Origin of the sequence: Limnobacter sp. SAORIC-690 (assembly GCF_002954425.1) — a bacterium.
In the GTDB taxonomy this organism is placed as follows: domain Bacteria; phylum Pseudomonadota; class Gammaproteobacteria; order Burkholderiales; family Burkholderiaceae_B; genus Limnobacter; species Limnobacter profundi.
Genome location: NZ_MQVZ01000001.1, coordinates 216,978 through 239,034, shown reverse-complemented (window position 1 = coordinate 239,034; position 22,057 = coordinate 216,978). Strand labels below are relative to the sequence as shown.

Below are 22,057 nucleotides of genomic sequence, written 5' to 3'. Positions count from 1 at the left end.
CATCACTCCTTGTTGTTGTGTGTTGGGTCGGGCGCGCCAGCCAGGTGCGCGTAAAGGCGGGCAACCGGTTCAATCAAGGCGTCGTTGAAGTCGTAGAAAGGGCTGTGGCAGGGAACGGGTTCTTCCCCCTTTTTGCCTGCGCCCACCAGGGCAAAAGCCCCTGGAATTTCCTGCAGGTAATAGCTGAAATCTTCCGAGGCCATAATTGGCACGGGTGTGGCAACGTCAAAGGCCGCGTCGCCCATCACTGCACGCCAAGCGGCCCTTAACTTGCCTGCCTGCGCGGCATGGTTGATGGTGGCGTTGTAGCGCGGTTCGATGGTGACTTTGGCGCTTACACCATAGGCGTGGGCAGTGTGCTCCACCACTTCACCAATCAAGGCATTAATCTGTGCTCGCGTGGTGTTGTCTGGCACTCGAATGCTGCCACCCAGCACGGCCTGTTGTGGAATGATGGTGGGGCCACTGGGTGCATTGAATGATGTAACGCTCAGCACTGCTGAGCTTTGGGGCGCGACTCTGCGCGCGATGACTTGTTGCAAGGCCTGCACCATGGCACTGCCCGCCAAAACTGGGTCACGGCACAATTCAGGCTGGCTGGCGTGGCCGCCCTGGCCGTGCACGGTAATCTCGAATGTGCCGTTACCGCACATCACAATCCCGTCGGGGCAAACCAGTTGGCCTTCCGGTATGGCTGGCCAATTGTGCCAACCGTAAATTTCATCAATGCCTTCCAGTGCGCCGTCCTCAATCATGCGCAGCGCACCGTGCCCACCTTCTTCGGCGGGCTGGAATATCAGGGTGATAGGCCCTGGCAAGGTGTGTTCAATACTTTTCAGGTATCTGGCTGTGGCCAGTAGGGCGGCAGTGTGGCCATCATGCCCGCAGGCGTGCATGCAACCCATTTGACGGGACGCCCAGGTTTTGCCGGTTTGTTCCTCAATGGGCAAGGCATCAATGTCGCCTCGCAAGGCAATGTGGGGCGCACTGAATGCAGTGGCCGAAGTATTCAGGCGCGCCAAGGTGCCGGTGCCCGCGCATGGGGACCAGTTAATATTCAGTTCGCTGAGCGTTGTTCTTATTTTTTGAGCGGTGCGTGTTTCATGCCAGCTTAGTTCAGGCTCGCTGTGTAACTCTCGTCGCAAACGTATCGCTTGGCTAATGGTGTTTTGCCAGAACGCAGACATTGCCCTCCCTGTTAAATGGACTATCCTTTTACCTTAACACCAGAAGGGACTGCATTAAAACCGTTGAAGTTCCGGGATAACCCTTTAAAAAGTAAATAAATTTACTTTGACCAAGCTAGGTCTAGGTCAAGGATTAACAATACGTGGATGACAGAAAATGCTACTTTGGGCGCATCGCGGCAGCGGAAAAGGCGAGCTTGAAAACACGCTGAAAGGTTTTGAGATTGCATTAAATTCCGGATTTAAAGCCGTGGAGTTTGATGTGATGTTGACGGCCGATGGCGTGCCCATGATTCACCACGACTGGGTGATGGGGCGTTGCGCCCGGTCTGTTGACCCCGCCATGGCGTCCACCGATCCGCTAACCCGTTTTGACAGTCTTCGTGCTCGCGACCTTCGGCATTACTCGGTGCAGGGCGAGCCCATACCCAGCCTCGCCCAAACCATTCAGTTCTGTTTAGAGCACGGCATGCGCGCCAATGTGGAACTGAAAGCCACGAACCCGAGCAACGCAATAGCCTTGGGCAAGGCTGTGCTACAAGAGATGCACACATTGCCGATCGAGCAACAGGAACATGTGCGCGAACATTGGGTGTTCTCCAGTTTCTACCACGCAAGCCTGTTGCCACTGAAAGGTTATGACCTTGCCTTGTTGTACGAGCAGCTGCCCGACCACTGGGCGCTGCATGCCGACGCGCTGCAGGCCAGTGCCATTCATTTGCACTGGAGCGGGGCGGAGCCCACGGCATTGCGCCGCATACACACAACCGGGCGAGTGGTTCGGGTTTATACCGTGAACGACGCGGAACAGGCGAAAACGCTGCAAGCCTTGGGTGTAAAAGGGCTTTTTACGGATCGAATGACCTTATAATCGAGGGTTAAACCAAAAACCGCATGCCGCTTTACTCAGGAAGGTAGCCCCAACATGAAAGTCGCTGACATTCGCGAAAAGTTTCTTGATTTCTTTGCCAGCAAAGGCCACACCAAAGTGCCTTCCAGCAGCCTGGTGCCGGGCAACGACCCCACCCTGTTGTTCACCAACAGTGGCATGGTTCAGTTCAAAGACGTATTCACCGGCAAAGACAAACGCCCATACACACGGGCTACTTCCAGCCAGCGTTCAGTTCGCGCGGGCGGCAAGCACAACGACCTGGAAAACGTCGGTTACACGGCCCGCCATCACACATTCTTTGAAATGCTGGGCAACTTCAGCTTTGGCGATTACTTCAAGGAAAACGCCATTCAGTACGCCTGGGAATTGTTGACCACGGTTTACAAGCTGCCACCAGAACGGCTGTACGTCACGGTGTATCAGGAAGATGACGAGGCCTACAACATCTGGAACAAGCAGGTGGGTGTGCCCGCCGAGCGTATTATTCGCATCGGCGACAACAAGGGCGCACGTTACGCTTCCGACAATTTTTGGCAAATGGCCGACACCGGCCCTTGCGGCCCTTGCACCGAAATCTTCTACGACCATGGCCCCGAAGTGTGGGGTGGTCCACCCGGAAGCCCTGAAGAAGATGGCGACCGATACATTGAAGTGTGGAACCTGGTGTTCATGCAGTTTGACCGCAGCGCCGATGGGGTGTTGCACCCGCTGCCCAAGCCCTGCGTAGACACCGGCATGGGCCTGGAACGTATTGCTGCAGTGCTGCAGCATGTGCACAGCAACTACGAAATTGACCTGTTCCAAACTTTGATTAAAGCGGCCGCGCGAGAAGTGACTGCGCAGGGCAACGCGGTTGATTTGACCAACAATTCACTGCGTGTGATTGCAGATCACATTCGCGCCTGTTCATTTTTGGTGGTGGATGGCGTTATTCCCGGTAACGAGGGTCGCGGCTATGTGCTGCGCCGAATCATTCGCCGCGCCATTCGCCATGGCTACAAGCTGGGTTGCCGCAAGCCATTCTTCAATGCCTTGGTGGGTGATTTGGTGGCAGAAATGGGCGAAGCCTATCCCGAACTGGCCAAGGCGGCAGCCCAGGTACAAAGCATTCTGAAGGCCGAAGAAGAGCGCTTCTTCGAGACCATTGAAAACGGCATGGCCATTTTGGACTCAGCCTTGGGCGCCTTGCCGAAGGGTGGCATGCTGGACGGCGAAACCGCATTCAAATTGCATGACACCTACGGCTTCCCGCTGGACTTGACCGCTGACGTATGCCGCGAGCGCGAAATGAGTGTGGATGAAGCTGCGTTTGACGCGGCCATGAACAAGCAAAAGCAGCAGGCCCGCGCAGCAGGCAAGTTCAAGATGGACGCTGACCTGGCCTACAGCGGCGTGGCTACTGAATTCAAGGGCTACGATGCGCTTGAAGTGGCCAACGCCACCATCACCGCCATTTATGTGAACGGCACCTCGGTGAACAGCATCACTGCCGGGCAGCAGGGCGTTGTTGTGTTGGACCAAACCCCTTTCTATGCCGAAAGTGGTGGCCAGGTGGGCGATCAGGGCGAAATTTCAAGTGGCGCAGCTTGCCTGAATTTGTTCCGCGTATTGGACACACAAAAAATTCAAGCCAATGTGTTTGGCCACCATGGCGAATTGGTGACTGGTGAATTGAAAGTGGGCGATGCAGTAGGCGCACAGGTTGACCACTACCAGCGCAACCGCACCATTCGCAACCACAGCGCCACCCACTTGATGCACAAAGCGCTGCGCGAAGTGTTGGGCGACCATGTGAGCCAGAAGGGTTCGCTGGTAGACGCTGAAAAAACCCGCTTCGACTTTGCACACCACAGCGCCATGACGCCCGAGCAAATTGCCCAGGTTGAGCGAATTGTGAACGAAGAAATTCTGGCCAACGCGGAAACGCAAGCCCGCATCATGGACATTGAAAGCGCCAAGAGCGCCGGCGCCATGATGTTGTTTGGCGAAAAGTATGGCGACACCGTGCGTGTGCTCGACATTGGTTCTTCTCGGGAATTGTGTGGTGGCACCCACGTGCAGCGCACCGGCGACATCGGCTTGTTCAAAATTACCAGCGAAAGCGGTGTGGCAGCCGGCATTCGCCGTGTGGAAGCCACCACTGGTTTGGGGGCGATGGAATTTGCCCAGAAGGCGCAAGCCCAAGTGGATGCAATTGCGCAAAGCCTGCGTGTGCCCGCTGCCGAGGCCACTGCCAAAATTGGCCAGATCATGGACCAGGTGAAAAGCCTGGAAAAAGAGCTGGACCGCTTGAAAAGCAAACTGGCGGCCAGTCAAGGCGATGACTTGGCTGGGCAGGCCTTGGATGTGGACGGTGTGAAAGTGCTGGCTGCCAAACTGGAAGGTGCAGACGTTAAGCAGTTGCGTGAAGCCGCTGACAAACTGCGCGACAAATTGGGCAATGCCGCTTTGGTATTGGCCACGGTGCTGGAAGGCAAGGTCAGTTTGATTGCCTCGGTCAGCAAAGAGGCAACCGCCAAGGTTAAAGCAGGTGACCTGGTCAACTTTGTTGCCCAACAAGTGGGTGGTAAAGGCGGTGGCCGACCCGACATGGCGCAAGCCGGCGGCACACAGCCGGAGAATCTGGATGCGGCATTGGCCAGTGTTGTGGATTGGGTTAAAAATAAATAATCAATCAGACCGGGACGCACCATGAGCAAGGCCATTTATCAGTACTGTCCCATGTGTGCCACAAAGCTGCACGAGTTGCAGCATTCTGGTCAGCCCCGCATGGCGTGCAGTGCTTGTGGCTTCGTGCAGTGGGGCAACCCAGTGCCCGTGGTGGCTGCATTGGTGGAGTACGAGGGCAAGGTGCTGCTGGCCCGCAATGTGGCGTGGCCCGCACATTTTTATGCGCTCATTACCGGTTTTCTGGAACGCAATGAAACACCTGAGCAAGGTGCCATTCGCGAACTGAAAGAAGAAACCAATCTGGATGCAGTTGAAAGCAGCTTGATTGGGGTGTACCCCTTTCCGATGAAAAATGAAGTGATTATTTGTTATCACATCAAGGCGGTGGGCAACATTAACTTGTCGGAAGAACTGGCCGACTACAAACTGGTAGAACCCGCTGAATTGCGCCCCTGGCGCATGGGCACTGGTTTGGCCATGGCCGACTGGCTAAGCGCCCGTCAGCTGCCTGTCAACTGGATTGAATTAAAATAGTGAAAAATCACAAGTAAGCTCACAAGCGAACTCAACAGCAGTGAGCGAGAAACAAACAGGAGTAAGAGACATGAATTTTGACCGTGAAGTCGACGCCAGCGGATTGAACTGCCCGCTGCCCATTTTGAGAACCAAGAAGGCTTTGGCAGAAATGCAGAGCGGCCAGGTGCTCAAAGTGACTTCCACCGACCCAGGCTCGGTGCGCGATTTCGCCATGTTTGCCAAACAGACCGGCAACGAATTGGTAGAGCAGGCTGACCAGTCTGGCTCATTCGTTTTCTACATGAAGCGCCGTTAAACCGGCCGGCACCTGGTGAGCGTTGTTCTCGGCAAGCCCGAGGTGCCACAACATTGGTTGCTTGACGCCAATGTGCTGTTCTCTGAATGGACCCGTTGGCTGATGGTTGCGCTGGCTGAGCGCAGACAGGCCACCTTGTATTGGACTCCCCACATCGAAAATGAGTGTTACCGAAATTTGGTTCGGTTGGGGCGCTTGCATGCCGACGATGCGAACCACGAGCGCTGCGCCTTGCCTGGCCGGTTACAAGCTGTGCTGTTGCCGCAAAACCACGAACCTTATCTGGCTGATGTTCGGCAGGTAGATGAAAAGGACCGCCATGTTGCTGCATCGGCCTTGGCTCTGCGGCACCAATTGCAAAAACCCGTCGGTTTGCTCACCTGGAATCTGAAAGACTTTCCGAGAAAGCCGCTGTTGAAGCTTGGTGTGGTGCGGATGTGTCCCGATGAGCTTTGTGTCGAGCTTGTGAAAACCAAAACAGGCTTGCAGGCTTGTCTGGAACAAAGTGTACAGCTGATGCAGGCCAGCTTGGCCACACAGCCCAGCCAGAATCCCACGGCTTATCAAAGCAAGGCCAGTCCTTTGCCACGAAACAGCGAGGACTGGATCCAGTTTTTGGGAAGAAACCGCATGCACAAGACCGCAAAGGTTTATGCTCGTCCAAATTGACTACCCCGTTCTGGTTAGTTAGATTAAGCCACGGGCGTCATATGATTGTCATACACAAATTCCGGGAATTGTATGCTGAGACTAATTTACACATCGGTTCAAGTGCCGGGCTTTGATCGCCTGGCCTTTGAGCAATTGTGTGAGCAGGCGTCTCAGAACAACCGAAATCTGGGTATCGAGGGCCTGCTGTTGTGCAATGGCATGGAGTTTATGCAGTGCCTCGAAGGCCCCCGGGAGGCGGTGAGCTCAGTCTATAAAAAGATAGTGAAAGACCCCCGGCATTCTGACATTCGTCTGCTGGTGTCTGAGACCACCGAAGAGCCTATGTTTGAAAAGTGGTCTATGGTGGGCTTGGGTACCCGGCCACAATCGGCGTTGAGTGGCGAGTCTATTGCGTATACACTTCTAGATCATCGCGTGTATCGCCCCTGGAAGTCCCTTGGGCTCGGCGCAGCTGATTTAATTTATGAATATGCCAAGGTCAAAGCCGAGCTAGAGAAAGCAGGTGAAATGAGTCTGTTGAGTAAAGTCTTTGAAGTGTATCAACCTTGATGTAAGCAGGTCGCAGTATGACAATTTCTTCCTTCCTTCGCGCAATCCCACTGGTATGTCTGTTTCCCCTCGCCGTGCAGGCGCAGGCTCCCGCCCAAGGCTTGGTCAAAGTGACCCCTTTGGGTGGCCAGCAGGGCGAGTTTTGTCGCTTTGACCGAGCCATGATTTTTGAAGATCCCAATGGCACCCGGATTTTGTACGATGCGGGCCGCACAGTGGCCGGTGCTGAAGACCCCCGCTTGGGAAAAATTGATGTGGTGTTGGTGAGCCACATGCACGGTGACCACCTGGGCGACCGGCACAACCCGGCTCCTAATGCAGGCAGCTGTGACAAACCCGATATTTCCGCCAGCGCTTTGCCCAACTCCAACAGTGTGAACATTGCTGTAAAAACCGGCGCAAAAATTGTGACTGGCAGTGAAATGCCTTCCTTCTTTGCGGCCAAACTAAAGCAAGCGGGCGGTGACGAGAAAAATTCGGTGTTGGTGCGTTTCGGTGCCATGCAAACCATCAACGGTGTGGGCATTACAACCGTGCCTGCTGCGCACAGCAACGGCATTGCGGGTGATTTTGTGGGGCAACGATTGGGCGATATGCTGAAAGAAACAGGGATCACGGCCTACGCTGGTCCGGCTACTGGCTACGTGGTCAAGTTCAGCAATGGTCTAACGGTGTACTTGAGTGGCGACACGGGTATCACTGGCGAACAAAAAGAAGTGGTGGGTGAATACTACAAACCGCAATTGGCTGTGATGAACATCGGTGACACCTTCACCACTGGTCCGCGGGAAGCGGCTTATGTAGTGAATGAGTTGGTAGAGCCCAAAGCTGTTATTGCGAGCCATGCCAATGAAGTGGCCACCCAGAATGGCAAGGTAATTGCGGGTACAAAAACCGAGCAATTCATGAAGGCCAGCAAGGTGCCTGTGTACGTGCCGTTGAGTGACAAAACCATGAGTTTTGATGGCAAGGGCAGGTGCACTGCGGGTTGTTGATTACCCAGCGATTGTGAAAAAAGAGCACCGAATGGTTCATTTCGGTGCTCTTTTTTTTGTGCCTATTTCAATTTGTTTAGCTGGCTCTCCAGCTTTTCAAGCAAAGCGCTGAATTCGGCCAGCCTGGCTTTTTCCTGATCCACCACTGCTGCGGGTGCACGGTCTACAAAGCTGGCGTTGCCCAGTTTGCCATTGCACTTGGCAATCTCAATACGAATTTTTTCTGCTTCTTTGCCAATGCGGGCACGCTCGGCTTCCACATCAATTTCAATGTGCAGCATCAATTTCAGTTCGCCAACAATTTGCACGGGCGCCATGGAGTCTGCGGGCAGTGAATCAACCACATCGACTTTGCTCAGCTTGGCCAGCGCAGCCAATACCGGGCCGGTTTTTTCCAGAAATACGCGTTGCTCGGCATTGCCTTCACAGCTGGCAATCAGCGGTGCTTTTTCTGCCGGGCTTAAACCCATTTCGCCGCGCAGTGCGCGAATGGCGTCTACCGTGGCTTTCAGCTGGGCCACAAAGTTTTCAGCTTTTTCGTCAATGCGGCTGGGCACGCTGACCGGGTAAGCCTGGGTCATCAGGCTGGCTTGCACACCTTCTTCTCGGCGGCCCGCCACCACGCTGACTGTTTGCCAAAGTTCTTCTGTAATGAACGGAATAATCGGGTGGGCCAAGCGCAATATGGTTTCCAGCACGCGTACCAGGGTGCGGCGGGTGGCCCGCTGTTGTGCGGGTGTGCCATTGGCAATTTGCACCTTGGCAATTTCGAGATACCAGTCGCAATATTCGTCCCATACGAACTGGTAGATGCTTTGCGCGATCAGGTCGAAACGGTAGGTTTCGAAACCCTGAGCTACATCGGCTTCCACGCGTTGCAAAGTACTCGTTATCCAGCGGTCGGCTTGAGAAAAATCAAGGTAGCCGCCGGGTGTGCATGCGTCTGCGTCATGATCGCTCAGGCCGCAGTCTTGCCCTTCGGTGTTCATCAACACAAAGCGGGTGGCGTTCCACAGCTTGTTGCAGAAGTTGCGGTAACCGTCACAACGCTTCTGGTCAAAGTTGATGTTTCGGCCCAAAGTGGCCAGGCTTGCGAAGGTAAAGCGCAGCGCATCGGCGCCGTAGGCGGGTATGCCTTCCGGAAATTCCTTGCGGGTTTTCTTTTCGATTTTCGGCGCGTCTTGCGGCTTGCTCAAGCCCGTGGTGCGTTTCACCAGCAGGGTGTCCAGGCTGCAACCATCAATCAAATCGACCGGGTCCAGGGTGTTGCCCACCGACTTGCTCATTTTTTTGCCTTCAGCATCCCGTACCAAGCCATGCACATACACGGTGTGGAAAGGCACCTGGCCCGTGAAGTGGGTGGTCATCATGATCATTCGGGCCACCCAGAAGAAAATGATGTCAAAACCAGTCACCAACACGGAGGAGGGCAGGAAGTGCGTCAGTTCGGGGGTTTCCTCGGGCCAACCCAGCGTGCTGAAGGGCACAAGGGCAGAGCTGAACCAGGTGTCCAGCACATCGTCGTCGCGCTTCAGTGCACCTGTGTAGCCAGCGGCGGCGGCCTTGGCGCGGGCATCTTCTTCAGTACGCGCCACAAACACCACGCCGTTCTCGCCGTACCAGGCCGGGATTTGGTGGCCCCACCACAATTGGCGGGAAATACACCAGTCTTGAATGTTGTTCAGCCACTGGTTGTATGTGTTCACCCACTGTTCGGGCACAAACTTCACCTGGCCTTGTTCTACTGCGTCAATCGCTTTTTGGGTGATGCTTTTGCCAGTGGCATCGCCTTCAGCGGCTTTGGTCATGGCCACAAACCACTGGTCGGTCAGCATGGGTTCAATCACCACGCCGGTGCGGTCGCCCTTGGGTACCATCAGTTTGTGGGGTTTTATTTCACCCAGCAGGCCCAGTTCTTCCAGGTCGGCCACAATCTGTTTGCGGGCTACAAAGCGGTCCATGCCCACATACTTCGCAGGCGCATTGTTTGCAATGGTGGCATCCAGGGTAAGAATGTTGATCAGCTCAAGCTTGTGGCGCTGGCCCACGGCATAGTCGTTGAAGTCATGTGCCGGTGTCACTTTCACCACGCCCGTGCCGAAGCTGCTGTCTACGTATTCATCGGCAATAATGGTCAACTCACGGTTGCACAAAGGCAGCTGTACTTTCTTGCCGATCAGGTGCTGGTAGCGTTCATCATCGGGGTGAACCATCACTGCCGAATCGCCCAGCATGGTTTCCGGGCGCGTGGTGGCCACTGTAAGGTGGGTAAGCCCTTTGACCGGGTCTGCCTCCACCAGTGGGTACTTTAGTTCCCACAAATGGCCTTCGGTTTCCACACTTTCCACTTCCAGATCAGACACCGCTGTTTTCAGCACCGGGTCCCAGTTCACCAATCGCTTGCCACGGTAAATCAAGCCTTGTTCAAACAGCCGAACAAACACTTCAGTAACCGATTTGGACAAGGCGGGGTCCATGGTGAAGTACTCGCGCTGCCAATCCACACTCGCACCCATGCGGCGCATTTGCTCGGTAATTTTGCTGCCGCTTTCGTTTTTCCATTCCCAAATTTTTTCCACGAATTTTTCGCGACCCAAATCGTGGCGGGTAATGTTCTTGGCGGCCAACTGGCGCTCCACCACAATTTGAGTGGCAATGCCTGCGTGGTCTGTGCCCGGTTGCCACAGGGTGTTGTGGCCACGCATGCGGTAATAACGCGTTAGCCCGTCCATGATGGTTTGATTAAACGCATGGCCCATGTGCAGGGTGCCGGTTACATTGGGTGGGGGCAGTTGAATGCAAAAGTCGGGCTTGCCTTCCACCGTGGTGGCCTTGGCATGGCCTTGGCGCTCCCATTCAGGGCCCCAGTGGGATTCAATGGCATTCGGGTCGAAACTTTTGGCAAGGGTCATGGCAGTGGTACTTGAAAATGAACAACGTCAACAATGGCTTAGCCCGACATTATAGCGTTTGCGGGGGTGTTCCCGGCTTTGAGTTGTTTGGTCTGGACCATGAAAGCCCCTTTATTCCCCAATTTCGGTCCCCCCCTTGTACTGCACAATGTTCATACGTCCGACTGGGTGGCTGTCTTCTATTAGCCCTGTTCGAGTGAGGCTTTTTTAGAAATACAACGTTATGTTGTGAACCAATGACAGTTCAAAGAGGGGTGTCTCATGTTGAGTTCAATTAGTGCCAAATTCAGTGCCAGCCTGGTCACGGTGATTCTGCTGGGCGTGGTGGTCGGTGGCTTGGGTGTATTTAACAGCAAGCGGATTATGGATGCCAATGCCAAAAACGAATTCACCCATGAGGTGATCGAGAATGTGCTTGGGGTTCGTGAAAATCTGGTGAATATTGAAACTGGCGAACGCGGATTTTTGCTGCGTGGTGATGATTCTTATCTGGCCCCCTACAACGAGGGCAAAGAGCAGGTTCGCAAACACCTGGACAAGGCGGCCGAACTCACGGCGCATAACGCGGTGGTGACGGAGGAATTGCGTTTATTCAATGCCCACTATCGCACTTGGTTGAATTCCGTGGTGGATCCGCTGATCGACGCCAAGCGATTGGTGATTGAGGGCAATATGGCCCCGGAAGATTTCAATGCTTTGGTGGACGCCACCCCGGGCAAGCCGCTGATGGACAAAATGCGTCAGGCTTTGACCAAAGTGGAAGCTGAAGAATACCGTTTATTGAAGCAGCGCCAAGAGGCCAGCCAGGGTGTTTACCAACAATCCATCTGGATTACCGTGGCCATTACATTGTTTGCCCTGTTCACCGGTTTGGTATTGAATTTTTTGATTTCCCGAATGTTCAAACGCAAGTTGGGAACAGCCACGACCCACATCAACGCTTTGGCAGAGGGAAGGCTGAACAGCAACATCAAGGTTGAGGGCAAAGACGAAGTGGACGGGCTGTTGCTTGCACTGGGCAAGGCACAAACCAATTTGCGTGGTTTGATTGAGGGCATTCGTGGTTCCACTGCCTCGTTGACTGAGAGTGCAAGTGCCGTGCGTACTTCGTCCGATGAAATGAACAAGGCGGCTTCTGAGCAGGCGGATGCCACGTCGTCCATGGCTGCGGCAGTCGAGCAATTGACTGTGTCGATCAGCCAGATCACTGAGAACTCCAACGATGCGTCACACACAGCCATGCAGGCCAAGCAGTCTGCCGATCAAGGCAGCGTCACTTTGGGCCAGGTGGTGGACGGCATTCGGAAAATTGCCAGCTCGGTGCAAGGCAGTGCCAGCACAGTGCGCTCGCTTGAGCAGCAGTCCAATGAAATTTCCGAGATTATTTCAACCATCACCGACATTGCCGACCGCACCAACTTGTTGGCCTTGAATGCGGCTATTGAGGCGGCACGTGCAGGTGAAAGCGGTCGTGGTTTTGCAGTGGTTGCCGATGAAGTACGCAAACTGGCTGAGCAAACGAAGGGCTCGTCTGAGCGCATTTCAACCATGGTGTTCCAGATTCAGAGCATTACCCAGCAGGCCTCCAAGTCCATGGAAGATTCGGTGGGTATGGTGAAGCAGGGCATTGAACAGGCAGACTCGGTATCGGGAACCATTGACCAGATCAAGGCCAATGCGGACCGCGTGAATGAGGCCATTCAGGCCATTACCGTGTCGATGAAAGAGCAAAGCAATGTGAGTGTTGAAATTAGCCGCAACGTGGAGCGTGTTGCGCAAATGACCGAAGAAAACACAGCGGCCATTGCGCAAAACAAGTATGTGGCTCAGCAAATTTCAGACTTGGCAGGCAGCTTGACGCAGTCTGTGCAGGTGTTCAAAACCTGATTATTTTTTCAGCGCGTCCAGCACTACTTTTTCAAACTCTTGCATCAGCTGGGGTTTGATCCGTAGTAGGGCGCGTTCGAACAGTTCAGGCAATTGCGCCCGCAAAATTTCAATTTGCGGGTCGCTCAAGTTGCCACTCAGGCGGTTACCCGTGGATTGTTCAATTTCCCGCAAACCCGATTCAATTACCTCGGTCAACAGGGGCGGGCCACCATCAAAATGTTCACTCATGTTGTTGTCCTTAAGCCCCGATTAACCGTTGGCGCGGTCAAAGGTATTCAGCGGGTAACCCCGTTCCTTGTAAAACTTGTAGCGTTGCCGCGCCAATGCCTTGTTGTCTTCGTCGGTGCCCACAATTTCAACGAGCCGTTCAAACCGCGCAAAAAACGGTGGCCATTGCTCATCCAGGTTAATCAACAAATCGTAGTGGGCAATGTCATCGGCCTTGTCGGTCAACACAATGGGCGTGTCGGCCACGCCGGGGTGGCCACTGACCACATGGGGTAAAAAGTCCTCTTCCGAGAACGTCCACAGCAGCTTGTCCAGGTTTTCAAGTACCTCGGAGCGGGTGCTGTAGCACACAATTTTTAAACCGCTGCCGTACGCCTTTCGAATCAATCGACAGGTGTACAGCAGGTGGTCCGACACATTGAGGTGAAAGTCAATTCGGGTCAATTCACAACCCTCAGGATTTTGCACGCTTCATGACAAACTCGGCCAGCAAGGGCACCGGGCGGCCACTGGCACCCTTGGCTTTGCCCGAATGCCAGGCTGTGCCCGCGATGTCCAGGTGTGCCCAACTGTATGCCTTGGTGTACTTCTGCAGGAAGCAGGCTGCGGTCACGCTGCCTGCGGGTGGGCCACCAATATTGGCCATGTCGGCAAAATTGCTTTTCAGCTGTTCATGGTATTCCTCGTCCAAGGGCATGCGCCAAGCGGTGTCCAATGCGTTTTGGCCTGCTTTGAACAATTCATTGGCCAGCTCGTCATCGGGGCTGAACAAGCCACTGTTGACGTGGCCAAGCGCCACAATACAGGCACCGGTCAGTGTGGCGACATCAACCACTGCGGCGGGGTTAAACCGTTCAACGTAGGTGAGTGCGTCACACAGAATAAGGCGGCCCTCTGCATCGGTATTCAGGATTTCAATGGTTTGACCACTCATGGACACCACCACATCACCGGGCTTGCTGGCGTTGCCGGCCGGCATGTTTTCGGCCGTGGGTACCACCACAATCAGGTTCAGGGCCAATTTCATTTCAGCGGCGGCTTTCATGGTGCCCAACACGCTGGCTGCGCCACACATGTCGTATTTCATTTCGTCCATGCCAGCGCCAGGCTTCAGGGAAATGCCGCCGGTGTCAAAGGTAATGCCTTTGCCCACTAGCACCACTGGGGCTTCCTTGGGGTCTTTTGCGCCGTTGTACTTCAGCACAATCAGCTTTGGGGGTTCACTGGAAGCCTTGCCCACCGACAACAGGCTGAACATGCCCAGCGCTTCCATTTTTTTGTGGTCCAGCACGTCAACGCCCAGCTTGTATTGCTTGGCCAGGGCTTTGGCTGTTTCAGCCAGGTATTTTGGAGTGCAAATATTGCCGGGCAAGTTGCCAAGGTCTTTGGTCAGCTGCATGCCATTGCCAATCGCTTGGCCAATGGCGGCGCCTTTTTCAACAGCCTCTTGGGTGGATTTGGTGCAGGCCAGCTCGAAGGCAGGTGGTAGCGTTGCTTCGTCTTCCTGCTTTTTGCAGGCTGAGAAGCTGTAAAAACTCTCGGCAATGGTGCGTGCGCACAGAGCCGCAATTTCCTTGTCGCTGCTTTTCTTGGGCACTTCCTGGTTCACGGCGAAAAATACCTTCGCAGGCTTCAGGCCTTTGAGTGCTTCGCAGGCGGCACTGGTGGCTTTTCGCAGGGTTTTGGTGTTCAGTTTGTCTGCCTCATCCAGACCCACCAGCACGTACACCGGCGCGCCGGCTTTCGCGGTGTTGAAAACCACGCGGCAACTGCCAGCATTTCCCAGGTTTTTATCGGTTTTACAGGCATTGGCCACCAAGCTTCTGTGTCAACATCGGCCCGTTTCGCGGCGGCGGTCAGTTCGCCCTCCTTGTACACCGCAACCACTGCCACATCGCATCCCTTGGTTGGCACCGGCCCGCCAGCAGTCACTTTGGCAACAGCGCCCGTACCCGCCTTGAAGCTGAACATGGGTGGCGGCGTGAGCGCCGCTTTTTTGGCAACACGTGGGGAGCTGGGTTTTTTGGCTTTGGGTGTGGCGGGTGTTGTTGTCATGGTGTTCCTTGTTGCGATTAATGCTCGACCATTCAAAACGAATGCATGCGACAATCTACCATTATTAACAAGCTGGGTTGGCGAGTCAAAGCACAGCCCACCCGCATTGCATGCTGTTTCGATCCACTTTTCGAAAAGACTTCGCACAAACAGCAGGCGCCACCTTCGTGGCCCTGTTCACCATCATTGTGACCACTGTGCTGGTTCGCACCCTGGGTCAGGCTGCGGGCGGCAAGGTTGACAACGCTGAAGTATTTACACTCATTTTATTGGGCGGTCTTCAATACCTGCCGGCTGCCTTGGTCATCACTGTGTTCATCGCCGTCATGGGTGTGGTATCGCGTGCCTTCAAAGAGCAGGAGATGACTGCCTGGTTTGCCTCGGGTGTGTCGCTGTTCTCGCTGGTGCGGCCCGTGCTGCGCTTTGCCGTGCCGCTCACCGTGTTGGCCATGGTGTGCTCTGTATGGCTTACCCCTTGGGCCAAAGCCGAACTGGATGCTGCCAAAGACCGCTTTGCGAAACGCAGTGATGTGAGCAAGGTCAGCGCAGGGCAGTTCAGGGAATCAGGCGAAGGCAACCGCGTGTTTTTCGTAGAGCGTCAATCTGAAGTGACCAAGCAGGTCGAAAATGTATTTGTGGTCGACTCCAAAGGCGATACCCGAACAGTAGTTTCGGCTGCACGTGGCAGCGTGGAAGTGGATGCCGGCGGCCAGCCCTACCTGGTGTTGAGTGGCGGGCGCCGCGCTACTCTGGACGGCACCGGTGAGCGATTTACCAGCACCGAGTTTGAAACTTATGGCTTGGCCATTGACAACACATTGGGTGCAGCCCCCAGTTTTCAGTTGCAACATCGCCGTGTCGATTTGCTGATCGCCGATTTTTCACCCGCCGCTCAAGGCGAACTGTTGTGGCGAATCAGCTTGCCCTTGTCTGCCCTGGCACTGGGTTTGCTGGCCATTCCATTGGCCTTTGTCAATCCGCGCGGCGGCAATTCACTGAACCAGCTTTTTGCCTTGTTGATTTATCTGACATACAGCAACATCGTGTCGGTCACCCAAAGCATGGTGACGAAGGAAACACTCGACTTCTGGGTGGCTTTGGTACTGCCCCATGCCAGTGTTCTGTTGATGTTTTATCTGTTGATGGTGAAGCGTAACCGCCTGCGGGTGCGCCTCTGCTTCGCTGGCGCAGACCGGGTCGCGCCCTTGATTTGCAAGACGTGGTGGCGGGCCAGGAGATCAAGCGATGAAAATGTCCTCCCGCGATGTTCGCAAACAGGTCAGCAAGCCATTTCAGGTACCCCATTCGCTGCTGGTGTATTTTCGCAGCGAACTCTACAAAGCCATCAGTTTTGTGATGGTTGCGTTTGTCGGTTTGTTCGCATTTTTTGATTTGATCGCCGAGGTAGACCGTTTGAGTTTGCCCGGCACCAGCTGGTTTTATTATTTCATCGCCGTGTTGCTGGGCCTGCCCGCACGGGTTTATGAAATAGCGCCCATCGCCGCGCTGATTGGTTCCATATACGCGCTGGTTCAATTGGCCGCCAGCAGTGAATTGACTGCCATGCGCGCCGCAGGTCTAAGCACCACCAGCATGCTGAAAATGCTGGTTCGAATTGCGGCGGGCGTGGTGGTCATTACGGTGTTGTTTGGCGAGGGCGTGGCACCCTTGGCCGAAAGGGCAGCAGTGCCCATGCGCGCCAAGGCCCTGGGCTATGAGGTAGACCGTGATTTTCGCAGCGGATACTGGATGCGAGACACCTACAGTGCCCCGGATGCAGAGTCGAGGGTGCGTTTCGTGAATTTTGATTCATTCAACAAAGACGGCGAATTGCTCAAACTTGAATACTATGAGCTCGATCCTGAATCCAGAATTCGTGCTTGGGTTCGCGCTGAAAGTGCAAAGTTTGATCCGGACAGTGGCGATTGGGAATTGCGCAATGTTTTGCTGCAGCGTTATTTCGATGAGGCAGTGAACAACCCCGATGCGGCCCGTGCGGGTTTAACCATTCAGGCCAGTGAATTTGAATCACTCGACACCATGCGCTGGACCTCGAATTTGTCCCCAGAGTTGCTCACGGGTTTATTCGTTCGCCCTGACCGCATGAGCGCCTGGCAGTTGTACAACTACTCGAAATTCCTGAGCAGTAATTTGCAGGCCACTGACAACATTGATTTGGCCTTCGCCAAAAAAATAATGTACCCGTTTGCCATTCTCATCATGATGATGATCTCGCTGCCATTTGCCTACCTGCATTTCCGCTCGGGCAGTGTCAGCGTAAAGGTGTTTGCGGGCATCATGATTGGCGTGGGTTTCCATTTGGTCAACAACCTGTTTTCCCACCTCAGCATGGTGGCCAGTTTCCCGCCCTTTGTGAGCGCTGCTTTGCCCAGCCTGCTGGGATTTGTGGTGGGCATGGGGGCATTGTGGTGGGTGTCGCAACCAGCGCCTTGGCGTACTTTGAATGTATTGAGGAACCGATGAGCAGTACCGGAAAAAAAGCGATCGTGTTGTTTGGCCACGGTGCACGCGATCCGCAGTGGGCCGAGCCCATGAAACATTTGCAGAGCCTGTTGGTGGCGCAGTTGCCCGGTGTGCAGGTCGAGCTGGCCTTTCTGGAACTGATGGCCCCCAGCTTGCCTGATACCGTGGATTGCATGGCGCAAGGTGGGGTGAAGCACATTCAAGTGGTGCCTATTTTCTTTGGTCGGGGCGGACACTTGAAAAATGATTTCCCGGTGATCATGGCTGAAATGAAAGCCAGGAACCCGGGTTTGAACATTGAAGCCACAACGGCTGTGGGTCAGTGGGATGCAGTGTGGCAAGCAATTGCCACTGAAATTGTTCAGCAGGTTTAATCAAAACAACTGGAGATACAACATGAAGAAATGGTTGCTGTTGGCTGCGCTGTGTTTTTCCATTCCCGCCCACGCACAATCGACCGAGGCCGCTTGTCAGGCCAAGGCTGTGAGCAAAGAGGGCAAGCCCTTGGCGGGTGCTGCAAAAAATTCGTTCATGAAAAAATGCCTGGCTGAAAACAAGGCCAGCTGCGAAGAACGCGCGGTGGGTAAAGACGGAAAGAAGCTGGCTGGTGCGGCCAAAAATTCATTCATGAAGAAGTGCGAAGCCGCGGCGGGTTAAATGCCCGCTTTACCGACGATCAAGCAGCTTTGTTCGATCCGAATAACGACCCGGTCAATTCAACACTGGCCGGGTTTTTATTGCCGGTGAGCAATTCAGCCTGCGCTTTGGCCAGCGCTTGCCCAATCAGGATAAGGCAAGGTCCATCGGTAAGTTGTTCCGAAGAAAACAAGGGCAGCTTGCCTAGGTTCAGTGGTGTAAATTTCTCGGCGGGCAATGACACGCTTTCGCACAGAATGACGGGAGTGTTGGGATTGCGGCCTTTTTCAAGCAAGGCGGAAGCCCAAGGCCCGGCCTGACGCAAACCCATGTACACAGCCACGGTGTCGTTTTCAGTGCCGGTGAACAATTCGGTGCTGGGTACTTCATCAGCACCCACTGAAGGGGTGGTTAAAGTAAGGCTGCGGGCCACACCACGCAAGGTGAGCGAGGCTTGCAGGCTGCTGGCCGCCGCCAGTGCAGCAGTAACACCAGGCACCACTTCAACGGTGTGGCCTGCGGTTTTCAGTGCGGTAATTTCTTCATCGGCACGGCCAAACACCATGGGGTCGCCGCCTTTCAGGCGCACAACCAAGCGGTATTTCTCAGCCGCTTCAACAAGCTGTTTGTTGATGAAGTGCTGGGCAGTCGATTTCTTGCCGCATCGTTTTCCAACGGCGATAAGTTTTGCATTGGGGTGGGCTTCAGAAAGAAGAGAGGGACTGACCAGCGCGTCGTAAAACACACAGTCTGCCTGCATCAACAGCTTCAGGCCGCGAACGGTGATTAAATCCTCCGCTCCTGGTCCTGCACCAATCAACACAACGCGTCCCATCTCAAAAGTCCCTATTTAAGAACAAGCAACCAACAACCGGGTGAAGGGTCGTTGCTCAGTTCTTTGCAACGATCATGCCAGCGGCCACAGTTTGGTTGGTGGCACCGTCAATCAGGATAAAACTGCCTGTTGCACGGCATTCGGTGTACAAATCCGCCACGATGGGCTGGGCCAGCACCAATTCAATCTGTGCGATGTCATTCATTTGCACCGTTTTGGTGCTTTCACCGTGCAGCAGGGTGTGAATGTCGAGCACCAGGTTCACCGATTTAATTTTGGCTTGGGTTTGGCGAGTGGTCTGCTTGATCCAGTACTTGCGTGCAGGGTTCAATGGTTCATTGTCCAGCCAGCAAATGTCGGCCGTCAATGCCTTCACCGGGGCGTGGTTTACAGTGTCGCCACTGCTGACAATTTGATCCCCACGGGACACGTCCACATCGCGGTCCAGCACCAGTGTTACGCACTGACCCAGGTGGGCTTCTGGCAAGTCGTCATTCAAAAACACGATGCGAGATACCACGGCGCTTTGGCCTGAAGGATGCACCACCACCGTGTCGCCAACTTTCACACTGCCGCCTTCGACTCGGCCCATGTAGCCGCGGAAATCTTCGGCTTTGTGACCATCGTGGCGTGCCACCAATTGCACCGGGAAACGGAAACCCACTTTGTGAGCAGCCTCTGCGCGGTCAGCACGGCTGGGGATGTTTTCCAGAATGGGCAGCAGGGGCTGGCCGGTGTACCAAGGTGTTTTGGGGCTGGCAGTAACCACGTTGTCACCCGTGAGGGCGGAAATGGGCAGCACCAGCGCCTCTTGCACGCCAACGGTAACAGCCAGTTCTCGCACGGCTTTTTCAGTCGCAATGAATTTGGCCTGATCAAAATCAACCAGGTCCATTTTGTTTACGGCAAACAAAATGGCCGGAATGCCCAGCTTGCCGGCAATTGCACTGTGGCGTTTGGTTTGGGCCAGCAGCGTGGCTTTCAGGCCTTCTGTGCTTTCTTCAAAAGTAACGCGGGTAATGTCGACCAGCACAATCGCTACGTCGGCTGTGGACGCACCAGTCACCATGTTGCGGGTGTACTGCTCGTGGCCCGGTGTGTCGGCCACAATAAATTTGCGCGCAGGCGTGGCGAAGTAGCGGTAAGCCACGTCGATGGTAATGCCTTGCTCACGCTCGGCTTCCAAGCCATCGGTTAGCAATGAAAAGTCGATGGTATCGCCGGCAGTGCGCTTGTTTTTTGCCTTGGAAATGGCAGCCAGCTGGTCGGCAAAAATACCTTTGCTGTCAAAGAGCAAGCGACCGATCAGGGTAGACTTTCCGTCGTCGACAGAACCGGCTGTGATGAAGCGCAGCACGCCGTGGTCTTGGGTGCTCAGTTTCAAGGCTTCGTTAATTGCATTCATGGTATTCATCTCGTTGTTTATTTCGCGCGTGTGTTTCTCGTAGGCCCGGGGATCAGAAATAACCTTCTTTCTTGCGGCGCTCCATAGAGGCCTCGGAAGTTTGATCGTCCATGCGGGTTGCGCCGCGCTCGGTAATGTCGGTCACCGCTGTTTCAGTAATGATTTCAGCTGGCGTGGCTGCAGTGCTTGCCACTGGGCAGGTGCAGGTAATGTCGCCTACAGTGCGGAAGCGCACTGTGCGCGTTGTGACAGTTTCACCGGCCTTGGGTTGGGTCATCTCGGTAACAGGCACCAACAAACCATTGCGCTCGATAATCTCGCGTTCATGGGCGTAGTAAATGTTGGGCAGTTCCAGCTTTTCGCGTTCAATGTATTGCCACACGTCCAGTTCAGTCCAGTTGGAAATCGGGAACACGCGCATGTGTTCGCCGGGGTGAACGCGGGTGTTGTACAGGTCCCAAAGTTCAGGACGCTGGTTTTTTGGGTCCCATTGACCAAAGCCATCCCGGAAAGAAAAAATACGTTCCTTCGCACGTGCTTTCTCTTCATCACGGCGTGCGCCGCCCATCAGTGCGTCAAAGCCAAATTCTTCCTGGGTCTCAAGCAGTGTGACGCTTTGAAACGCATTGCGTGAAGCGTCGGGGTGCGGCAGGCGAATGGTGCCCTTTTTGATGGAGCCTTCCAGTGAACGAACAATCAGTTCTTCGCCCAATTGCTTGGCTTTCCAGTCGCGAAATTCAATCACTTCCGGGAAGTTGTGTTCGGTGTCAATGTGCACCAGGGGAAATGGAAACTTGCCAGGGCGAAATGCTTTTTCCGCAAGGCGCAGCATCACGATGGAATCTTTGCCGCCTGAGAACAACATGGCGGGACGAGCGCATTCAGCGGCCACTTCGCGCATGATGTAAATTGCTTCTGCTTCAAGCCAGTCCAGGTGGGACATGGTGTGTTTTTGCGTGCTCACTTGCGTGCTCATGATTGTTCTCGACTTGTGTTCTTCAATGGTTGAATTCAGTTCATTTCTTCAGGTTGGCGTTGTGCAAACCGCATTCCTTGCTGCTTGGGTCTTCCCACCACCAGCGGCCCGCCCGAATGTCTTCACCAATGGTGATGGCGCGGGTGCAGGGTTCACAGCCAATCGACGGAAAACCCTCGAAGTGCAGCTTGTTGACAGGCACATCAAACTGGCGAACATAGGTCCACACATCCGCCTCGCTCCAATCAGCCAGCGGGTTGAATTTTTCAATGCCGCGGTCAGTATCGAATTCGCGCACCGGCAAGGTGGCACGGGTGGCTGCCTGCGCCTGGCGTTGACCAGTAATCCACGCTTTAGCACCCTTCAGTGCGCGAGCCAATGGCTCTACCTTCCGAATACCGCAGCATTCTTTGCGCAGCGCAGTGCTCTCATAAAAGGCATCGCGGCCTTTGGTGTTTACGTAGGTTTCAACGGCTTGCACCTGTGGTTCAAACCACTGCACTGTTTGACCATATCTGGCTTGCAGGGCATGGGCGACATCCAGTGTCTGCTGATGCAGACGACCTGTATTCAGGCTGAATACACGAATGTTCAGCTTCAGGCGCGCAATCGCATCAAACAACACATTGTCTTCAGCAGCAAGACTGCTGGCCAGTGCGATGTTGTCGAACTCTTGTGCGGCTTGAGCCAACAGGGTTTCCAACGCCTGTATTTTGCTTGAAATGTCGGTGGCGGGCTGGTGCGGGCCACGAAACACCGCAATCGGTTGTTCCAGTGCAACGCTGTTGTCGGGGGTTGCTTCGACGCTGTGAAAGCGCGAAGTGTTCACTGCATTCATG

Annotated in this window: 21 protein-coding genes and 1 pseudogene; 12 read left to right on the top strand and 10 right to left on the bottom strand. The window is 54.5% G+C overall.

The window, feature by feature from the left end; all coding sequences use genetic code 11:
• Positions 1-2: 2 nt before the first annotated feature.
• Complete coding sequence (gene doeB2 / locus BSZ31_RS01095) at positions 3-1,187, bottom strand: N(2)-acetyl-L-2,4-diaminobutanoate deacetylase DoeB2 (protein WP_105027165.1); 1,185 nt, start codon at positions 1,185-1,187, stop codon at positions 3-5.
• Between the two features lie 157 nt (positions 1,188-1,344).
• Here doeB2 and BSZ31_RS01090 point away from each other — a divergent pair, with 157 nt between their 5' ends.
• From BSZ31_RS01090 to BSZ31_RS01060, 7 genes are all read left to right on the top strand, one after another.
• Positions 1,345-2,058 (top strand): glycerophosphodiester phosphodiesterase family protein, encoded by a 714-nt coding sequence (locus tag BSZ31_RS01090; protein WP_105027164.1) that lies wholly within the window; start codon positions 1,345-1,347, stop codon positions 2,056-2,058.
• Positions 2,059-2,112: 54 nt separating this feature from the next.
• Positions 2,113-4,749, top strand: a complete 2,637-nt coding sequence (gene alaS / locus BSZ31_RS01085; RefSeq protein WP_105027163.1) for an alanine--tRNA ligase — start codon at positions 2,113-2,115, stop codon at positions 4,747-4,749.
• Positions 4,750-4,770: 21 nt separating this feature from the next.
• Positions 4,771-5,283 (top strand): NUDIX domain-containing protein, encoded by a 513-nt coding sequence (locus tag BSZ31_RS01080; protein ID WP_240605612.1) that lies wholly within the window; start codon positions 4,771-4,773, stop codon positions 5,281-5,283.
• 70 nt (positions 5,284-5,353) lie between these two features.
• A complete protein-coding gene (locus BSZ31_RS01075; protein ID WP_008252019.1) occupies positions 5,354-5,581 on the top strand; it encodes a sulfurtransferase TusA family protein in 228 nt (75 codons plus the stop codon).
• 15 nt (positions 5,582-5,596) lie between these two features.
• Positions 5,597-6,250 (top strand): PIN domain-containing protein, encoded by a 654-nt coding sequence (locus BSZ31_RS01070; RefSeq protein WP_105027162.1) that lies wholly within the window; start codon positions 5,597-5,599, stop codon positions 6,248-6,250.
• Between the two features lie 72 nt (positions 6,251-6,322).
• Complete coding sequence (locus BSZ31_RS01065; RefSeq protein WP_105027161.1) at positions 6,323-6,802, top strand: BLUF domain-containing protein; 480 nt, start codon at positions 6,323-6,325, stop codon at positions 6,800-6,802.
• Between the two features lie 17 nt (positions 6,803-6,819).
• Entirely contained in the window at positions 6,820-7,797 is a 978-nt protein-coding gene (locus BSZ31_RS01060; protein ID WP_105027160.1) for an MBL fold metallo-hydrolase, read from the top strand.
• 62 nt (positions 7,798-7,859) lie between these two features.
• Here the strand turns inward: BSZ31_RS01060 and BSZ31_RS01055 are convergent, their stop codons facing one another.
• Complete coding sequence (locus tag BSZ31_RS01055) at positions 7,860-10,709, bottom strand: valine--tRNA ligase (RefSeq protein ID WP_105027159.1); 2,850 nt, start codon at positions 10,707-10,709, stop codon at positions 7,860-7,862.
• Positions 10,710-10,970: 261 nt separating this feature from the next.
• Between BSZ31_RS01055 and BSZ31_RS01050 the strand changes: the two genes are divergently transcribed.
• Entirely contained in the window at positions 10,971-12,596 is a 1,626-nt protein-coding gene (locus BSZ31_RS01050; RefSeq protein ID WP_105027158.1) for a methyl-accepting chemotaxis protein, read from the top strand.
• Here the strand turns inward: BSZ31_RS01050 and BSZ31_RS01045 are convergent, their stop codons facing one another.
• Genes BSZ31_RS01045 through BSZ31_RS17150 form a run of 4 tightly spaced genes read right to left on the bottom strand, consistent with a single transcriptional unit; the run spans position 12,597 to position 14,882 of the window.
• A complete protein-coding gene (locus BSZ31_RS01045) occupies positions 12,597-12,827 on the bottom strand; it encodes a hypothetical protein (RefSeq protein WP_105027157.1) in 231 nt (76 codons plus the stop codon).
• 21 nt (positions 12,828-12,848) lie between these two features.
• Positions 12,849-13,271, bottom strand: coding sequence for a DNA polymerase III subunit chi (locus BSZ31_RS01040; RefSeq protein ID WP_105029694.1), 423 nt, complete (start codon positions 13,269-13,271; stop codon positions 12,849-12,851).
• A 10-nt stretch (positions 13,272-13,281) separates the two neighbouring features.
• Positions 13,282-14,589 (bottom strand): leucyl aminopeptidase, encoded by a 1,308-nt coding sequence (locus tag BSZ31_RS01035; protein WP_240605611.1) that lies wholly within the window; start codon positions 14,587-14,589, stop codon positions 13,282-13,284.
• Complete coding sequence (locus tag BSZ31_RS17150) at positions 14,517-14,882, bottom strand: hypothetical protein (protein ID WP_240605610.1); 366 nt, start codon at positions 14,880-14,882, stop codon at positions 14,517-14,519. The genes BSZ31_RS01035 and BSZ31_RS17150 overlap by 73 nt, the downstream gene beginning before the upstream one ends.
• Positions 14,883-14,992: 110 nt before the next feature.
• Between BSZ31_RS17150 and lptF the strand changes: the two are divergent.
• From lptF to BSZ31_RS01015, 4 genes and pseudogenes are all read left to right on the top strand, one after another.
• Positions 14,993-16,015: pseudogene (lptF, locus tag BSZ31_RS01030) on the top strand (LPS export ABC transporter permease LptF); the annotation flags it as partial.
• Between the two features lie 112 nt (positions 16,016-16,127).
• Complete coding sequence (gene lptG / locus BSZ31_RS17145; RefSeq protein ID WP_105027154.1) at positions 16,128-17,366, top strand: LPS export ABC transporter permease LptG; 1,239 nt, start codon at positions 16,128-16,130, stop codon at positions 17,364-17,366.
• Positions 17,363-17,740 (top strand): sirohydrochlorin chelatase, encoded by a 378-nt coding sequence (locus tag BSZ31_RS01020; RefSeq protein ID WP_105027153.1) that lies wholly within the window; start codon positions 17,363-17,365, stop codon positions 17,738-17,740. The genes lptG and BSZ31_RS01020 overlap by 4 nt, the downstream gene beginning before the upstream one ends.
• Before the next feature lie 22 nt (positions 17,741-17,762).
• Positions 17,763-18,023, top strand: coding sequence for a hypothetical protein (locus BSZ31_RS01015; RefSeq protein WP_008252035.1), 261 nt, complete (start codon positions 17,763-17,765; stop codon positions 18,021-18,023).
• A 19-nt stretch (positions 18,024-18,042) separates the two neighbouring features.
• Here BSZ31_RS01015 and cobA read toward each other — a convergent pair whose 3' ends face one another.
• The 4 genes from cobA to BSZ31_RS00995 are packed head-to-tail and all read right to left on the bottom strand — an operon-like array spanning position 18,043 to position 22,056.
• A complete protein-coding gene (gene cobA, locus BSZ31_RS01010) occupies positions 18,043-18,837 on the bottom strand; it encodes a uroporphyrinogen-III C-methyltransferase (RefSeq protein ID WP_105027152.1) in 795 nt (264 codons plus the stop codon).
• 55 nt (positions 18,838-18,892) lie between these two features.
• Complete coding sequence (locus tag BSZ31_RS01005; protein WP_105027151.1) at positions 18,893-20,242, bottom strand: sulfate adenylyltransferase subunit 1; 1,350 nt, start codon at positions 20,240-20,242, stop codon at positions 18,893-18,895.
• Between the two features lie 52 nt (positions 20,243-20,294).
• Positions 20,295-21,218: a sulfate adenylyltransferase subunit CysD gene (gene cysD / locus BSZ31_RS01000; protein ID WP_105027150.1), complete on the bottom strand. Its 924-nt coding sequence runs from the start codon at positions 21,216-21,218 to the stop codon at positions 20,295-20,297.
• Between the two features lie 40 nt (positions 21,219-21,258).
• Positions 21,259-22,056 (bottom strand): phosphoadenylyl-sulfate reductase, encoded by a 798-nt coding sequence (locus BSZ31_RS00995; protein WP_206018521.1) that lies wholly within the window; start codon positions 22,054-22,056, stop codon positions 21,259-21,261.
• Position 22,057 lies beyond the last annotated feature (1 nt).

Coding starts and splice junctions, on each gene's coding strand:
- doeB2 (WP_105027165.1), bottom strand. CDS start 1,187: ATGTCTGCGTTCTGGCAAAACACCATTAGCCAAGCGATACGTTTGCGA.
- BSZ31_RS01090 (WP_105027164.1), top strand. CDS start 1,345: ATGCTACTTTGGGCGCATCGCGGCAGCGGAAAAGGCGAGCTTGAAAAC.
- alaS (WP_105027163.1), top strand. CDS start 2,113: ATGAAAGTCGCTGACATTCGCGAAAAGTTTCTTGATTTCTTTGCCAGC.
- BSZ31_RS01080 (WP_240605612.1), top strand. CDS start 4,771: ATGAGCAAGGCCATTTATCAGTACTGTCCCATGTGTGCCACAAAGCTG.
- BSZ31_RS01075 (WP_008252019.1), top strand. CDS start 5,354: ATGAATTTTGACCGTGAAGTCGACGCCAGCGGATTGAACTGCCCGCTG.
- BSZ31_RS01065 (WP_105027161.1), top strand. CDS start 6,323: ATGCTGAGACTAATTTACACATCGGTTCAAGTGCCGGGCTTTGATCGC.
- BSZ31_RS01060 (WP_105027160.1), top strand. CDS start 6,820: ATGACAATTTCTTCCTTCCTTCGCGCAATCCCACTGGTATGTCTGTTT.
- BSZ31_RS01055 (WP_105027159.1), bottom strand. CDS start 10,709: ATGACCCTTGCCAAAAGTTTCGACCCGAATGCCATTGAATCCCACTGG.
- BSZ31_RS01050 (WP_105027158.1), top strand. CDS start 10,971: ATGTTGAGTTCAATTAGTGCCAAATTCAGTGCCAGCCTGGTCACGGTG.
- BSZ31_RS01045 (WP_105027157.1), bottom strand. CDS start 12,827: ATGAGTGAACATTTTGATGGTGGCCCGCCCCTGTTGACCGAGGTAATT.
- BSZ31_RS17150 (WP_240605610.1), bottom strand. CDS start 14,882: ATGACAACAACACCCGCCACACCCAAAGCCAAAAAACCCAGCTCCCCA.
- lptG (WP_105027154.1), top strand. CDS start 16,128: ATGAAAATGTCCTCCCGCGATGTTCGCAAACAGGTCAGCAAGCCATTT.
- BSZ31_RS01020 (WP_105027153.1), top strand. CDS start 17,363: ATGAGCAGTACCGGAAAAAAAGCGATCGTGTTGTTTGGCCACGGTGCA.
- BSZ31_RS01015 (WP_008252035.1), top strand. CDS start 17,763: ATGAAGAAATGGTTGCTGTTGGCTGCGCTGTGTTTTTCCATTCCCGCC.
- cobA (WP_105027152.1), bottom strand. CDS start 18,837: ATGGGACGCGTTGTGTTGATTGGTGCAGGACCAGGAGCGGAGGATTTA.
- BSZ31_RS01005 (WP_105027151.1), bottom strand. CDS start 20,242: ATGAATGCAATTAACGAAGCCTTGAAACTGAGCACCCAAGACCACGGC.
- cysD (WP_105027150.1), bottom strand. CDS start 21,218: ATGAGCACGCAAGTGAGCACGCAAAAACACACCATGTCCCACCTGGAC.
- BSZ31_RS00995 (WP_206018521.1), bottom strand. CDS start 22,056: ATGAATGCAGTGAACACTTCGCGCTTTCACAGCGTCGAAGCAACCCCC.